At 70.4% G+C, this 14,872-nt stretch carries 14 protein-coding genes; 8 read left to right on the forward strand and 6 right to left on the reverse strand.

The annotated features are described in order from the left end of the window. Window positions 1-66: 66 nt before the first annotated feature. Both pth and ABZT03_RS18585 read left to right on the forward strand, forming a co-directional pair. Window positions 67-669: an aminoacyl-tRNA hydrolase gene (pth, locus tag ABZT03_RS18580; RefSeq protein ID WP_356040522.1), complete on the forward strand. Its 603-nt coding sequence runs from the start codon at window positions 67-69 to the stop codon at window positions 667-669. Between the two features lie 62 nt (window positions 670-731). Further along, on the forward strand, window positions 732-1,220 hold the full coding sequence (locus ABZT03_RS18585; protein ID WP_356040525.1) for a hypothetical protein: 489 nt from the start codon (window positions 732-734) through the stop codon (window positions 1,218-1,220). 81 nt (window positions 1,221-1,301) lie between these two features. Here the strand turns inward: ABZT03_RS18585 and ppc are convergent, their stop codons facing one another. Further along, window positions 1,302-4,055 carry a phosphoenolpyruvate carboxylase gene (gene ppc / locus ABZT03_RS18590; RefSeq protein WP_356040528.1) on the reverse strand — a complete coding sequence of 918 codons (2,754 nt, stop codon included), beginning with the start codon at window positions 4,053-4,055 and terminating at the stop codon, window positions 1,302-1,304. 287 nt (window positions 4,056-4,342) lie between these two features. On the opposite strand from ppc, the gene ABZT03_RS18595 reads away from it, so the two are divergent. The 3 genes from ABZT03_RS18595 (at window position 4,343) to ABZT03_RS18605 (ending at window position 6,715) form a co-directional block, all read left to right on the forward strand. Further along, complete coding sequence (locus ABZT03_RS18595) at window positions 4,343-5,353, forward strand: fatty acid desaturase (RefSeq protein ID WP_356040530.1); 1,011 nt, start codon at window positions 4,343-4,345, stop codon at window positions 5,351-5,353. Continuing rightward, on the forward strand, window positions 5,350-6,027 hold the full coding sequence (locus ABZT03_RS18600; RefSeq protein WP_356040533.1) for a TetR/AcrR family transcriptional regulator: 678 nt from the start codon (window positions 5,350-5,352) through the stop codon (window positions 6,025-6,027). Before ABZT03_RS18595 ends, ABZT03_RS18600 begins: the two co-directional genes overlap by 4 nt. A gap of 85 nt (window positions 6,028-6,112) precedes the next feature. Continuing rightward, the gene (locus tag ABZT03_RS18605; protein WP_356040650.1) at window positions 6,113-6,715 is read left to right on the forward strand and encodes a Uma2 family endonuclease; all 603 of its coding nucleotides are present in this window, start codon (window positions 6,113-6,115) and stop codon (window positions 6,713-6,715) included. Window positions 6,716-6,742: 27 nt separating this feature from the next. On the opposite strand, the gene ABZT03_RS18610 is transcribed toward ABZT03_RS18605, so the two are convergent. Then, entirely contained in the window at window positions 6,743-7,552 is an 810-nt protein-coding gene (locus ABZT03_RS18610; protein ID WP_356040536.1) for a trans-aconitate 2-methyltransferase, read from the reverse strand. 89 nt (window positions 7,553-7,641) lie between these two features. On the opposite strand from ABZT03_RS18610, the gene ABZT03_RS18615 reads away from it, so the two are divergent. Further along, a complete protein-coding gene (locus ABZT03_RS18615) occupies window positions 7,642-8,139 on the forward strand; it encodes a MarR family transcriptional regulator (RefSeq protein ID WP_356040539.1) in 498 nt (165 codons plus the stop codon). 65 nt (window positions 8,140-8,204) lie between these two features. On the opposite strand, the gene ABZT03_RS18620 is transcribed toward ABZT03_RS18615, so the two are convergent. Continuing rightward, complete coding sequence (locus ABZT03_RS18620) at window positions 8,205-8,981, reverse strand: response regulator transcription factor (RefSeq protein WP_356040541.1); 777 nt, start codon at window positions 8,979-8,981, stop codon at window positions 8,205-8,207. A gap of 258 nt (window positions 8,982-9,239) precedes the next feature. On the opposite strand from ABZT03_RS18620, the gene ABZT03_RS18625 reads away from it, so the two are divergent. Beyond that, window positions 9,240-9,695, forward strand: coding sequence for an N-acetyltransferase (locus ABZT03_RS18625; RefSeq protein ID WP_356040544.1), 456 nt, complete (start codon window positions 9,240-9,242; stop codon window positions 9,693-9,695). On the opposite strand, the gene galK is transcribed toward ABZT03_RS18625, so the two are convergent. From galK to galT, 3 genes are all read right to left on the reverse strand, one after another. Further along, window positions 9,688-10,851, reverse strand: coding sequence for a galactokinase (galK, locus tag ABZT03_RS18630; RefSeq protein ID WP_356040547.1), 1,164 nt, complete (start codon window positions 10,849-10,851; stop codon window positions 9,688-9,690). The genes ABZT03_RS18625 and galK overlap by 8 nt on opposite strands. A gap of 95 nt (window positions 10,852-10,946) precedes the next feature. Beyond that, window positions 10,947-11,909, reverse strand: a complete 963-nt coding sequence (gene galE / locus ABZT03_RS18635; protein WP_356040550.1) for a UDP-glucose 4-epimerase GalE — start codon at window positions 11,907-11,909, stop codon at window positions 10,947-10,949. Further along, window positions 11,906-12,967, reverse strand: a complete 1,062-nt coding sequence (galT, locus tag ABZT03_RS18640; protein WP_356040553.1) for a galactose-1-phosphate uridylyltransferase — start codon at window positions 12,965-12,967, stop codon at window positions 11,906-11,908. The genes galE and galT overlap by 4 nt, the downstream gene beginning before the upstream one ends. Window positions 12,968-13,150: 183 nt before the next feature. Between galT and ABZT03_RS18645 the strand changes: the two genes are divergently transcribed. Then, the gene (locus ABZT03_RS18645; RefSeq protein ID WP_356040556.1) at window positions 13,151-14,842 is read left to right on the forward strand and encodes a sodium:solute symporter family protein; all 1,692 of its coding nucleotides are present in this window, start codon (window positions 13,151-13,153) and stop codon (window positions 14,840-14,842) included. The last annotated feature ends 30 nt before the right edge of the window (window positions 14,843-14,872 follow it).

Raw genomic sequence — 14,872 nt, forward strand, 5'->3', positions numbered from 1 at the left:
TTCCGGCTTCAGCACCAGCCGCTGCTTCCTCCGGGGGGCGGCGGCTGGCGTGTTACTCAAGGAGACATGGACGTGACGACGGACGCAGGCGCTCCGTGGCTGATCGCGGGGCTGGGCAATCCCGGGCCCGAGTACGCGATGAACCGGCACAACGTGGGTTTCATGGTGGCCGATCTGCTGGCGGGGCGGATGGGTGGCCGGTTCAAGCGGGCGGGGAAGGCTCAGGCGCAGGTCGTGGAGGGGCGGATCGGTGCGCCGGGGCCGGCGAGCCGGCGGGTGGTCCTGGTGAAGCCGATGTCGTACATGAATCTGTCGGGTGGGCCGGTGACGGCGTTGCGGGACTTCTACAAGGTGGCGACGGCGCGTGTGGTGGCGGTGCATGACGAGCTGGACATCGATTTCGGGACGTTGCGGCTGAAGCTGGGGGGCGGTGACAACGGGCACAACGGGTTGAAGTCGATGACGAAGGCGATGGGGGCGGAGTATCACCGGGTGCGGTTCGGGATCGGGCGGCCGCCGGGTCGTATGCAGGTCGCGGACTTCGTGCTGAAGGACTTCTCGTCGGCGGAGCGCAAGGAGTTGGACTACCTGGTGGACCGGGCGGCGGACGCGGTGGAGTGTCTGGTGATCGAGGGGCTGGAGCGGGCGCAGGGGACGTACAACTCCTGACGTGTGGGGTGCCGGCCTGCCCGGGTTGACCGGGGGTATGGCCATGGCCAAGGATCTCGGCCATGCATGCCGCCGTCACCTCCCGTCAGCGCGACCGTCCGGTGCTGCGGTTCGGGCGGGCGGCGGTGATGGGCGCGGTCGCGGTGCTGATCGTGGTCGCGGGTGTGCGGGCGTCGTGGGGGACGGCGCAGCACGTGATGCTGACCAAGGGCCGGGAGAGCGGGAGCGTCCGGGTGGCGCGGTGCGACGCGGACACGTGCAGTGGCCCTTTCACGCCGGTGTCGGCGGGTGCGACGGCGCGTGGGCGGGTGGTTCTGGCGAGGTCGGTGGCGGTGCGCGGTGGCCGGACGTACGCGGTGGTGGTGAAGCCGGGCAGTGACGAGGCGGTGCGTTCGGGGCCGGCGGGGGTGCTGTACGCGTGGGTGCCGTTGCAGGGTGCTCTGTTGCTGGCGTCGGTGGTGATCGCGGGTGGGTTGCGGCGGACCCGGGCGGCGTGGGTGGTGGGGGGTTCGGGGCTCGCGCTGCTGACGGTGACGTTTCTGCTGCTGTGACCGGGCGGGTTCACCGGGGACGCGGAAGGGCGGTGCCCGCGAGTTTCGTTCTCGCTCGGGGGCACCGCCCTTGTGCTTCGGTCAGCCGGTGTTGCGCAGGCCGGCTGCGACGCCGTTGACGGTCAGGAGCAGGGCTCGGGCCAGCAGCGGGTCGGGGTCGGTGCCGGCGGCGGCCGCGTCGCGCTGGCGCTTGAGCAGGGCGACCTGGAGGTAGGAGATGGGGTCCAGGTAGGCGTCGCGGATGGTGAAGGTCTGCTTCAGCACCGGGGTGGCGTCGAGGAGTTCCTGCTCGCCGGTGATGCGCAGCACCTCGCGGACGGTCAGTTCGTGTTCGGCGCGGATGGTGTCGAAGACGTGCTTGAGTTCGTCGGGGACGAGGGTGTCGACGTAGTGGGCGGCGATCCGCAGGTCGGTCTTGGCGAGCGTCATCTCGACGTTGGAGATGAAGTTGCGGAAGAAGTGCCACTGCTCGTGCATCTCGTCGAGGACGGTGTCCCCTTCCTGCCGCAGGCCCGCTTCGCGCAGTGCCTTCAGTCCGGAGCCGACGCCGAACCAGCCGGGCACGATCTGGCGGGACTGGGTCCAGCCGAAGACCCAGGGGATGGCGCGCAGGCCGTCGAGGCCGGCGCCGGAGTCGGGCCTGCGCGAGGGCCTGGATCCCAGGTGGAGGTCGGCGAGTTGGTCGACGGGGGTGGCGGCGAAGAAGTAGGCGGGCAGGTCCGGGTCGTCGACGAGCCTGCGGTAGGCGGCCTCGGCGGCCTCGCTCACCACGTCCATCGCGGCGTCCCAGCGGGCCAGGGCCTCGACGGACTGGCGGGGCGAGGTGTGCAGGGCGGACGCCTGGAGGGTGGCCGCGACGGTCAGTTCCAGGTTCTCCCTGGCCAGCGATGGTACGAGGTACTTGTCGGAGATGACCTCGCCCTGTTCGGTCACCTTGATCTCGCCTTCCAGGGTGCCCCAGGGCTGGGCGAGGATCGCGTCGTGGGAGGGGCCGCCGCCGCGGCCGACGGTGCCGCCGCGGCCGTGGAAGAGGCGCAGCCGGACGCCGTAGCGGTGGGCGACGTCGCGCAGGCGGCGCTGGGCGCGGTGGATCTCCCACTGGCTGGTGGTGATGCCGCCGAACTTGGAGGAGTCGGAGTAGCCGAGCATGACCTCCTGGACGTCTCCGCGCAGCGCCACCAGGCGGCGGTAGGAGGGGTCGGAGAGCATGTCCTCCAGGATGGTGTCGGCTGCCTTGAGTTCGTCGGTGGTCTCCAGGAGCGGCACGATGCCGATCTTCGCCCAGCCGGCGTGCAGGTCGAGGAGGCCGGCCTCGCGGGCCAGGACGGCGGCGGCGAAGACGTCGTCGGCGCCCTGGCACATGGAGATGATGTAGGACTCGATGACCTCGGGTCCGAAGACCTCCAGGGCCTTGCGGACGGTCTGGAAGACGCCGAGGGTCTTCTCGCCGGCGGCGTCCACGGGGGCCGGGCTGGGGGCGAGGGGCCGGCGGGAGCGGAGCTCCTTCGCGAGCAGCTTGCCGCGGTAGTCGCGGGGCATGTCGGCGTAGCGCCAGGATTCCTCGCCGAGGCGGTCGAAGAGCTGGCCGAGGGCGTGGTGGTGGGCGTCGGCGTGTTCGCGTACGTCCATGGTGGCGAGCTGGAGGCCGAAGGCGGCCAGGGTGCGGATGGTGCGGTCCATGCGGCCGTCGGCGAAGAGTCCGCCGCGGTGTTCCCTCAGGGAGGTCTGGATGAGGGTGAGGTCGTGCAGCAGTTCGGGGGTGCCGAGGTAGTCGCGGCCGGGCTCGTGCGGGATGCTCCTGGCGAGGCGCGCCTTGGTGTTCTCGAGCTTCTGCCGGATGCAGGTGGCCTTGAGCCGGTAGGGCTCCTCGGCGTTGAGCCGCTTGTAGCGGGGGCTGATCTCCGGGAGGCGTTCGAGGTCGGTGCCGAGGGAGTCGAGGAGTTCCGCGGTGGCGCCGGTGTAGCGGATGGAGTTCGACAGGAAGCCGCGCAGTTCGTCGATCATCTCCAGGGCGTCGTTGATGCCGTGTTCGTGCTGGAGGATGAGGACGTCCCAGGTGACCTGCGGGGTCACGTTGGGGTTGCCGTCGCGGTCGCCGCCGATCCAGGTGCCGAAGGTGAGCGGGCGGGTGTCGTCGGGCAGCTTGACGCCGACGCGGTCCAGTTCCGCGGTCAGGTCCTCCAGGACGTCGCCGACGGCGCCGGCGTGCAGTTCGTCGAGGTAGTAGATCGCGTTGCGGGCCTCGTCGGCCGGTTCGGGTCGTACGACGCGCAGCTCGTCCGTCTGCCAGACGAGGTCGATGTTCTCGGCCAGACGGGTGTCGTGGCGGCGGCGGTCGGACTCGATGACGGGGGCTTCGAGGAGTGCGGCGATGCGCCGGAGCTTGTTGAGGACGGAGCGGCGCGCGGCTTCGGTGGGGTGGGCGGTGAAGACCGGGCGGACGTTGAGGTTGCGGACCGTGGCGCGCAGGTGGTCGGGGTCGGCGTCCTTGAGCCGGTCGGCGGTGCGGGCGAGGAGGCCGCCTTCGGCGGCGCGCCGGGCGCGCAGTTCGCGGCCGCGGTGGACCTGCTCGGTGACGTTGGCGAGGTGGAAGTAGGTGGAGAAGGCGCGGACCAGCTTGGCGGCGGTCTCCAGCTCGGTGCCGCGCAGCAGCTCGGCGGCGGCCTCGCCGTCCTCGCGGGTGAGGCGGCGGACCTTCTCGACGAGTTCCAGCAGCTCGGGGCCCTCCTGGCGGACCAGGGTCTCACCGAGGAGGTCACCCAGCCGCCGGATGTCGGCGCGCAGTTCGGTGCTGGTCGTGGTGGCACTTGCAGTCAGGTCGTCGGCACTGCTCACAGGTGCGGCTCCTTGCAGTGTTGAAGCTCGTCCGGAGGGGAACCCGGACCGCCCTGGCGGCTGCTGCCGCTTAGGGGACGGGCATCCGGGAAGTATTCAGAGCGGACCGCGCTGTCCGACCGACTCCAAGGATAGGTGTCCATGCGGACGCGCAGAATCTCGGGCTCTTGCCGCCGACCGGCGCACTGCCGTACGTACGATGTCGTAGGTTACGCAACCGTAGGGCGCTGCGCGCCGTTCCCGCAGCCCGGCACTTCTCCAGACCCTCGACCCCACAGGGGACGCCCATGACCACGAGCTCCGATGTGATCGAAGACGCCCCGGAGGCGAGTGACGGCCCGTCCGTGCCCTCCGCCACGCTGGGCGGGGAGCAGAAGCGCTCGATCGAACAGATCACGCTCCTCGGCTTCATCGTCCTGCCGTTCCTGGCGCTGGTGGCGGCGGTGCCGCTGGCATGGGGCTGGGGGGTGAGCTGGCTGGACCTCGGCCTGCTCGTCTTCTTCTACTACCTGGGGTGCCACGGCATCACGATCGGTTTCCACCGGTACTTCACGCACGGTTCCTTCAAGGCCAGGCGGCCGCTGCGGATCGCTCTGGCGATCATGGGGTCGATGGCGATCGAGGGGCCCGTGGTGCGGTGGGTCGCGGATCACCGCAAGCACCACAAGTTCTCCGACGCGGAGGGTGACCCGCACTCCCCGTGGCGGTTCGGCGAGACGCTGCCGGCGCTGATGAAGGGCCTGTGGTGGGCCCATATCGGCTGGCTGTTCGACGAGGAGCAGACCTCTCAGGAGAAGTACGCCCCGGATCTGATCAAGGATCCGGCGCTGCGTGCGGTCTCCCGGACGTTCATCCTCTGGGCGGGTCTGTCGCTGGCTCTGCCGGCGCTGGTCGGCGGCCTGGTGACGATGTCGTGGTGGGGTGCGTTCACCGGGTTCTTCTGGGGTTCGCTGGTGCGGGTGGCGCTGCTGCACCACGTCACGTGGTCGATCAACTCGATCTGTCACGCGGTGGGCAAGCGGCCGTTCAAGTCGCGTGACCGCTCGGGCAACGTGTGGTGGCTTGCGGTGCTGTCCTGCGGTGAGTCGTGGCACAACCTGCACCACGCCGACCCGACGTCGGCGCGGCACGGGGTGGAGCGCGGCCAGGTGGACTCCTCGGCGCGGTTGATCCGCTGGTTCGAACTGCTCGGCTGGGCCTCGGACGTGCGCTGGCCGTCACGCTCGCGCATCGATTCCCGCCGTAACACCGACGGGGTCTCCTCCCGGCGCCGGGAGGAGACCGCCGAGGCGGCATGATGGAGTGCGTGGCGACCGACTCCAGCAGCACTCCGAGCAATGAGAAGCCGCGGCGAGCGCGTCGCACCCGGATGACCGGTGCGGAGCGTCGCCAGCAGTTGCTGGAGATCGGTCGCACCCTCTTCGCCGCCAAGGGGTTCGAGGGCACGTCGGTGGAGGAGATCGCGGCGAAGGCCGGGGTGTCCAAGCCGGTGGTGTACGAGCACTTCGGCGGCAAGGAGGGGCTGTACGCGGTGGTGGTGGACCGTGAGATGCGGCGCCTGCTGGACATGGTGACGAGTTCCCTGACGGCGGGCCATCCGCGTGAGCTGTGCGAGCAGGCGGCGTTCGCGCTGCTGGACTACATCGAGGAGTACACGGACGGGTTCCGCATCCTGGTGCGTGACTCGCCCATCCCGCAGTCGACGGGTACGTTCGCGTCGCTGATCTCGGACATCGCCACCCAGGTGGAGGACATCCTGGGCCGTGAGTTCAAGAACCGCGGTTTCGACTCGAAGCTGGCTCCGCTGTACGCGCAGGCCCTGGTCGGGATGGTGGCGCTGACGGGTCAGTGGTGGCTGGACGTGCGCCGTCCGAAGAAGGCGGAGGTGGCGGCCCACCTGGTCAACCTGGCCTGGCACGGCCTGGACGGCCTGGAGGCGAAGCCCCACCTGATAGGCCGCCGCAAGAGCTGACGCGGTCACCCTTTGTGATGACGCGGGCGGATTCCGGCGGCTACGGTTGAGCGGCAGGCCGAGAATCCCGTCCATGGGAGGAACCATGACCGCCGAGCCGACCGCCGAGCACGGCTGCCGCTGGCCGGTGCCGCCGCAGGACGGGTACACCGTGGACGACCTGTTCACGCTGCCCGACCTCCCGCCGCACACCGAGCTGATCGACGGGAGCCTTGTTTTCGTGAGTCCGCAGCGGATTTTCCACAGCCGCATGATCGACCTGCTATTGACCGGCCTGCGGGGCACGGTACCCAAGGACCTGAAGGTTCTTCGCGAGATGACCGTCGTCCTGGACCGCCGTAACGGGCCCGAGCCCGATGTGTCCGTCGTGCGCGCCGAGGCCGTCACCGGCCTGGAGCAGACCCGGTTCGAGGCCGCCGACGTGCTGCTCGCCGTGGAGGTCGTCTCCCCCGACTCCGAGGCCCGCGACCGCGACACCAAGCCCCGCAAGTACGCCGCCGCGGGCATCCCGCACTTCTGGCTGGTCGAGATGGCCGGCGCGAACCAGCACCCCGTCGTCCGTGTCTACGAACTCGACCCGCTGTCGAAGACCTACGCGCTGACCGGTATCCACCACGACGCGCTCAAGCTGGGTGTCCCCTACGAGCTCGGCATCGACATCACCCTGGACGCGCTCAGGGAGCTGTGAGCGGCGTCGGGGTGGCAGCGCCGTGCATCAGGTGCCTTTTCGGGCGACGGCGAACAGCCGGCGGAAGGGGAGCACGGTGCCGTACTCCTGGCGCGGGTAGGCCGTGCGGAGCAGGTCGCGGTATTCGGCGAGGAAGGCGTCCCGCGCCTGCGGGTCGGACGCGAGGGCGGTGAGGACCGGGCGCAGGCCTGTGCCCTTCACCCAGTCCAGGACCGGGTCCTCGCCGGGCAGGACGTGCAGGTACGTCGTCTGCCAGACGTCGGTGTCGCAGCGGAGGCGGACGAGCCGGTCCAGGTAGACGGCGGGGGTGTGCACCGAGTCCGTGCGGCGCAGGACGCCGCCGAGCCGGTCCTTCCAGCGGGGGCCGGTCCCGAGTTCGCGCATCAGGGCGTGCAGGGGCGCGTCGATGTTGTCGGGCACCTGGAAGGCGAGGGTGCCGCCGGGCGCGAGGGCGTCCAGCCAGGCGGGGAACGCGTCGAGGTGGCCGTCGACCCATTGCAGGGTGGCGTTGGAGACGATCAGTTCGTAGGTCTCCCCCGGCGTCCAGGCGGTCGCGTCGGCGTGGGTGAAGTCGAGCCGGCCGCCTCCGGCGGTGGGGCCGGCGTGCGCCGCGGCCTCCGCGAGCATCTGGGGGGAGTTGTCGTAGCCGGTGATGTGGGCGGTGGGCCAGCGGTCGGCGAGGACGGTGGTGGCGTTGCCGGGGCCGCAGCCGAGGTCGGCGATGCGGGGCGGGGTGCCGGGCAGGTCGGGGACGCGGGCCAGGAGGTCGGTGAAGGGGCGGGCGCGGTGGCCGGCGTGGCGGAGGTACTGGGCGGGGTCCCAGGCGGGGGTGGTCATGCCGTCCACCTTCCCCCCACATTTATCTCGACGTCAAGAGACTTTACGTCAAGAGACTTCACGTCGACACAACCACTACACTGATCGCCATGGAGGACGAGGTCGATCGGCTGGTCGCAGCGTGGCGCCGGGAGCGCCCTGACCTCGACGTGGAACCGCTCGAGGTGCTCAGCCGGGTGAGCAGACTGGCCCGGCACCTCGACCGCGCCCGCCGGCTGGCCTTCGCCGAGCACGCCCTGGAGCCCTGGGAGTTCGACGTGCTGACCGCGCTCAGGCGCGCCGGATCGCCGTACCAGCTCTCGCCGGGGCAGCTCCTGACCCAGACCCTGGTCACCTCGGGCACCATGACCAACCGCATCGACCGGCTCGCGCAGAAGGGCCTGGTGGAGCGGTTGCCCGACCCGAGCGACCGGCGTGGCGTGCTGGTCCGGCTGACGGCCGAGGGGCAGGACCGCGCGGACCAGGCCCTGGCCGGTCTACTGGACCAGGAGCGGGCGATCCTCGCGGAACTCTCCCGCGCCCAGCGGGGCGAACTGGCTTCCCTGCTACGCCAGTTGACCGCCCCCTTCGACAACATCCCGGGCTGAGGGCTGTCCCGTGATCCCCGGTGGATCAGCGCGCGGCGTCGGACGCGGCACGGCGCGGGGCCCCTTCAGGCGCTGTTGCTCTCCTCCGGCCTGACGACCCGTCCGGCGGGTCCCAGGTCGGCCGGTCCGACCCCGGCCCGGCGGGCGAGCGCGACGGCTGCGAGCGTGGAGTGGACGCCCAGCTTGCCCAGCACGTTCTGCATGTGCGTGCGGACCGTGTGGGGCGAGAGGAACAGCCGCTCCGCGACCGCCTTGCGGCCCAGCCCGGCGACCATGCAGCGCAGCACCTCCCGTTCGCGCGGGGTGAGCGACTCCACCAGCCGTTCGCTGTCGGTGCGGTGCTTGCGGGCCGCGGTCAGCTCGCGCAGCACCCCGGTGAGCAGGGCGGGCGGCAGGTGCGTCTCCTCGCGCAGGACCCCGCGTATGACGGTCAGCAGCCGCGACAGCGAGCAGTCCTTGGCCACCCAGCCGCAGGCCCCGGCCTGGAGCGCGAGCGCGGCCCGGCGCGGGTCGTCCCTCTCGGCGAGGACCACGATCTTGACGGTGGGCTGCGCGACGCGGACACCGGCGACCAGCGATATGCCGTCCACCAGCCCGTCCTCGTTGCCCTCCGAGACGGGCACGGCGGGCCGCAGGCCCGGCACGTTGCCGCCCAGGTCGGCGTCCACGAGCAGCACGTCGTAGCGACGGCCCTCGGCGGCGGCCCGCTCCAGGCTGCGCAGCGCGGCGGAGCCGCTGCCGGCCGCGGAGACGTCCACGTCCGGCTCGGCGGCCAGTGCCGCGGCCAGCGACTCGGCGAAGATGCGATGGTCGTCGACGACCAGGACTCGAATGCGAACCACGAAACCCCCTTCCCCAGGCTCCTGAAGAGCAGGGGATACCCCAAGGTTCGGAGAGGGACGACTGCTGCGGGCACGGCGCCCGGGAGTACCGCTCCTGCACGACCGCCGCCGTGCAGGGGACTGCTACCCCCGGTGCGGGCGCCGTACCCGACCGTCTCGCCCCCTGAACAGCACCGGCCCCCACCGGTGCTGTTCACAGGGTACGACCGGGGGCCGGGAGCGGAAGGCGATTTGCAGAACTGGTCGCCCGACACGTTTATGGTGAGCCGCATGTTTCGCATCGAGACAGAAGTCGACAAGGTCCGGCGTGATCTGCTTCGCAGCAGGCTCAGGGAGACCAACACGGCGTCCTCACCGGTCCTGCGCGCGCTGCGCGGCACCCCGGGCGAACGTGAAGTCCCTTTGCATGTGTGGGTGTCGGACGAGGCCGGGGAACTGGCGGGCGGTCTGGTCGGCCACACCTGGGCGACCTGGCTGCACGTGACGTATCTGTGGGTCGACGGCCGCCACCGCGGCGCGGGGCTGGGGTCCCGGCTGCTGTCGCAGGCCGAGCGGATCGCGTCCCGTGAGCGGGGCTGCGCCTCGGCGCGGCTGGAGACCTGGGACTTCCAGGCGCCGGGGTTCTATGTGAAGCAGGGGTACGAGGTGGTGTGCGTGATCCCCGGCTATCCGCCGGGGATCACGGAGTACACGCTGACGAAACGGCTCAGCTGAGCCTGCGCGCGCCGGCCGACGGCACCGCCTCGAAGACCCGCGGCGCGGTGAACCCGGCTGCCGCGAAGGCCTCTTCGACCGCCTTGGTGAGGGTGTCGACGTCGGCCGCCCGGGCCAGGACGATCGCCGAACCGCCGAAGCCGCCGCCGGTCATGCGGGCGCCGAGGGCACCGGCCGACAGGGCGGTGTCGACGACCAGGTCCAGTTCGGCGCAGGAGATGCGGAAGTCGTCCCGCAGGGAGGCGTGGCCCTCGGTGAGCACCGGCCCGATGGCCTCGGTGTCGCCCGCCTCCAGCAGGGACACGACCCGCTCGACCCGCGCGTCCTCCGTCACCACGTGCCGGACCAGCCGGCGGACCTCGTCCTCGCCGGCCAGTCGCTCCAGCGCCGCCTCCAGCCCGTCGAACGGCACGTCACGCAGGGCGTCGACGCCCAGCAGGGCCGCGCCCTTCTCGCAGCCGGCGCGGCGCTTGCCGTACTCGCCGTCGCTGTGGGCGTGCTTGACGCGGGTGTCGACGACGAGCAGGCGCATGCCCTCGGCGGCCAGGTCGAGGGGGATCTGACGCTGGGACAGGTCGCGGGTGTCGAGGAACAGGGCGTGGCCGGCCCGGCAGCAGGCGGACGCGGTCTGGTCCATGATCCCGGTGGGGGCGCCGACGTAGACGTTCTCGGCGCGCTGGCACAGCCTGGCCAGCTGCCAGCCCTTGAGGTCCAGGGCGAACAGGTCGTTGAGGGCGAGGGCCACCACGACCTCCAGCGCGGCCGAGGAGGACAGGCCGGCGCCGGACGGCACGGTCGACGTCAGGTGGACGTCCGCGCCGGTGACGTCGTGGCCCGCCTCGCGCAGCGCCCACACCACACCGGCCGGGTACGCCGTCCAGTTCCGGTCCGACTCCGGGGCCAGTTCGTCCAGTCGCAGCTCCGTCACGCCGGCCTCGATGTCGGCCGAGTGCAGCCGCAGCACGCCGTCGTCGCGCCGGGCCACGGCGGCGACCGCGACGTGCGGCAGCGCGAACGGCATGACGAAGCCGTCGTTGTAGTCGGTGTGTTCGCCGATCAGGTTGACCCGGCCGGGCGCCGCCCACACCCCGTCCGGATCGGTCCCGTACAGCTCCCTGAACCGTCCGGCGACAGCCCCTGCGACAGCCTCGCTCATCCCCTGGCCCCTGACCTTTCCCGCGGTGTGCGTGATGCGTTGTGCGTGATGCGTGATGCGGTGTGCGCCGCGCGCTGTGGGGCGCGCTGTGCGTTCTAGTCGCCGCGCCGCTGCGCGAACTCCCAGGCGTCGGCGACGATCCCCGTGAGGTCGGCGCGCGACGGCTTCCAGCCCAGCTTCTCCCGGGCCGCGCCGGCCGACGCCACCAGCACCGCCGGGTCGCCGCCCCGGCGGGGGGCGACCACCTCGGGCACGGGGTGGCCGGTGACCCGGCGGACCGTCTCGATGACCTCGCGGACGGAGAAGCCGTTGCCGTTGCCGAGGTTGCAGATCAGGTGCTCGCCGGGGGTCGCCGCCCGCAGTGCGAGCAGGTGGGCCTCGGCGAGGTCCGCGACGTGGATGTAGTCGCGGACGCAGGTGCCGTCCGGTGTCGGGTAGTCGTCGCCGTAGACGGAGATCGCCTCGCGCCTGCCCTGCGCGACCTGGAGGACGAGCGGGATGAGGTGCGACTCGGGGTCGTGCCGCTCGCCGCAGTGCCCGTACGCGCCCGCCACGTTGAAGTAACGCAGGCTGACCGCGGCCAGGCCGTGTGCCGCGGCCTCGCCGGTGATCATGTGGTCGACGGCGAGTTTGGTGGCGCCGTAGGGGTTGGTCGGCGAGGTCGGGGCCGACTCCACGATCGGGACCTCCTTCGGCTCGCCGTAGGTGGCGGCCGTGGAGGAGAACACCAGCGTGCGGACGCCCGCCTCGCGCATCGCGCCGAGCAGGGCCATGGTGCCGCCGACGTTGTTGTCCCAGTACTTCTCGGGCTTGGCGACCGACTCGCCCACCTGGGAGGAGGCGGCGAAGTGCAGGACACCGTCGTAGGAGGAGTCGAGCCACTTGGCGGCGTCACGGATGTCGCCCTCGACGAACGCGGCCCCGGCGGGCACGCCCTCGCGGAAGCCGGTGGTCAGGTTGTCGAGGACGGTGACCTCGTGGCCGGCCTCCAGCAGGTGCTGGGCGACGACGCTGCCGACATAGCCCGCGCCTCCGGTGACCAGGTACTTCCCACTCATGAACTCGCTACCTCTCGCAGTCGCTGAGCCGCGAACTCCGGCGGCACGTCGTTGATGAACACGTTCATGCCGGACTCGGAGCCCGCGAGGAACTTCAGCTTGCCGGAGGTGCGGCGGATGGTGAAAAGCTCCAGGTGCAGCCCGAAGTCGTCGCGGTTGACGCCCTCGAACTCCTCCAGCGCGCCGAACGGGGCCTGGTGCCAGGCCGAGATGTACGGCGTGGGCGGTTCACCTTCGCCGAAGATCCGGTCGAAGCGCCTCAAGAGTTCCAGATAGACCTGGGGGAACTCTGTGCGCGCGTCCTCGTCGAGGCCGAGCAGGTCGGGCACCCGGCGCTTGGGATACAGGTGGACCTCGTAGGGCCAGTGGGCGGCGTACGGCACGAACGCGACCCAGTGTTCACCCTCCAGGACGACCCGCTCACCGGCGCGTTCGCGCTCCACGACGGCGTCGAAGAGGTTCTCCCCGCCGGTGGCCTCCTTGTGCGCCGCCACCGAGCGCAACATCAGTGCGGTGCGGGGGGTGGTGAAGGGGTAGGCGTAGATCTGGCCGTGCGGGTGACCCAGCGTCACACCGATCTCGGCGCCGCGGTTCTCGAAACAGAAGACCTGCTCCACGGAGGGGAGATGCGACAGCTCCGACGTACGGTCCGTCCACGCGTCCAGGACGAGACGGGCCTGTTCCTCGGTGAGGTCGGCGAAGGACGCGTTGTGGTCGGAGGTGAAGCAGACGACCTCGCAGCGGCCCGAGTCGCCGGCCAGCGACGGGAAGCGGTTCTCGAACACGACTGCGTCGTACGACGAGTCGGGGATCTCGCTCAGCCGGTCGCCCTGGGTCGGGCACAGCGGGCACTGGTCGGCGGGCGGGTGGTAGGTGCGGCCCTGGCGGTGCGAGGCGATCGCCACCTCGTCGCCGAGCAGCACGTCACGCCGTACCTCCGACGTGGTGACCGTGCGCTCCAGCGGGCGGCGGTCCACCGCGTCGCGCACGGTGTCGTCCCGCAGGTCGTAGTAGATGAGCTCACGCCCGTCGGCCAGCCGGGTCGAGGTCTTCTTCACGCCGGGCACTCCATCCAGTCCGTACACCGATCCAGGCATCGATCCGGGGACCGGTCGAGCAGTGATCGAGCAGCGATCGAGCAGTGATCAAGCTTTAAACAGAACCGAACACATCAAAGCACAATTCCCCACGTTCGTCACCATCACAATCAAACAAAGAACACCAAGCAAGGTGAGCGCTGCATGCGAACCCCCATCCTTCCGGCCACCTCACTGGCGGCCGAGCTCCGGCTCCCCACCAACGGGCTCGACTACACGATCCTCGGCATCTACTTCGTCGTCGTCCTCGGCATCGGCTTCGCCGCCCGCCGCTCGGTGAAGACCAGCCTCGACTTCTTCCTCTCCGGGCGCTCCCTGCCCGCCTGGATCACCGGTCTGGCCTTCGTCTCGGCCAACCTGGCCGCCACCGAGATCCTCGGCATGGCCGCCAACAGCGCCCAGTACGGCGCCTACACCGTCCACTGGTACTGGATCGGCGCCATCCCCGCCATGGTCTTCCTCGGCCTGGTGATGATGCCCTTCTACTACGGCTCCAAGGTCCGCTCGGTCCCCGAGATGCTGCTGCTGCGCTTCGACAGGGGCGCGCACCTGCTGAGCTCGATCCTGTTCGCCTTCGCGGCCATCCTGATCGCCGGCGTGAACCTGTACGCCCTCGCGATCGTGGTCGAGGCGCTGCTGGGCTGGCCGCAGTGGGTGGCGATCGTGGTGGCCGGCTTCTTCGTCCTGGCGTACATCACCCTCGGCGGACTCTCCTCGGCGATCTACAACGAGGTGCTCCAGTTCTTCGTCATCCTCGCCGCGCTGATCCCGCTGGTCGTGCTCAGCCTGAAGCGGGTCGGCGGCTGGGACGGACTGTCCGACGCCCTCACCAAGACCCACGGCGACAACTTCGTCAGCGCCTGGGGCGGCACCGGCATCGGCAGCGACAACCCGCTCGGCGCCAACTGGCTGACCATCGTCCTCGGCCTCGGCTTCGTGCTGTCCTTCGGCTACTGGACGACGAACTTCGCCGAGGTGCAGCGCGCGCTGTCCGCGAAGAACCTCTCCGCCGCCCAGCGCACCCCGCTGATCGCCGCCTTCCCGAAGATCTTCATCGTGTTCCTGGTGATGATCCCGGGCCTGGTCGCCGCGGTCCTGGTGCCGAAGATCGGCACCGCCGGCTCGGACCTCCAGTACAACGACGCGATCCCGTACCTCATGGAGCAGCTGCTGCCCAACGGGGTGCTCGGCATCGCGGTGACCGGTCTGCTCGCCGCGTTCATGGCGGGCATGGCGGCCAACATCTCCTCCTTCAACACCGTGTTCACCACCGACATCTGGGCGAAGTACGTGGTGCGGGACCGCGACGACGCGTACTACGTGCGCTTCGGCCGGCTCATCACCGTCGTGGGCGTGCTCGCCTCGATCGGCACGGCGTTCCTGGCGTCGTCGTTCTCCAACATCATGAGCTACCTGCAGACGCTGTTCTCCTTCTTCAACGTGCCGATGTTCGTCGTCTTCATCGTCGGCATGTTCTGGAAGCGCGCCTCGAAGAAATCCGGGTTCTGGGGCCTGCTGGCCGGCACCACCGCCGCGATGGTCAACTACTTCGTCCTCTACAAGCGGGACATCATCGGCATCCCCACCGACCAGGGCGCCAACTTCGTCTCCGCGATCGCCGGGTTCGTGGCCGGCGCGGTCGTCATGGTCGTCGTGTCGCTGTTCACCGAGCCCAAGCCGGAGGCGGAACTCCAGGGCCTGGTCTACGGCACCACCTCCCCCGGCATGACCGAGCCGCCCGCCGCCGGGGACGACGCCTGGTACCGGCGGCCGGCCCTGCTGGGCTGGGGCGCGATCGTCCTGGCTGCCGCCTGCTACATCCCCTTCTCGATCTGACGCCGTTGCGAGAGGACAATCAGGAACACC

The sequence above is a fragment of the Streptomyces sp. NPDC005574 genome, from assembly GCF_040605435.1.
GTDB lineage: Bacteria > Actinomycetota > Actinomycetes > Streptomycetales > Streptomycetaceae > Streptomyces.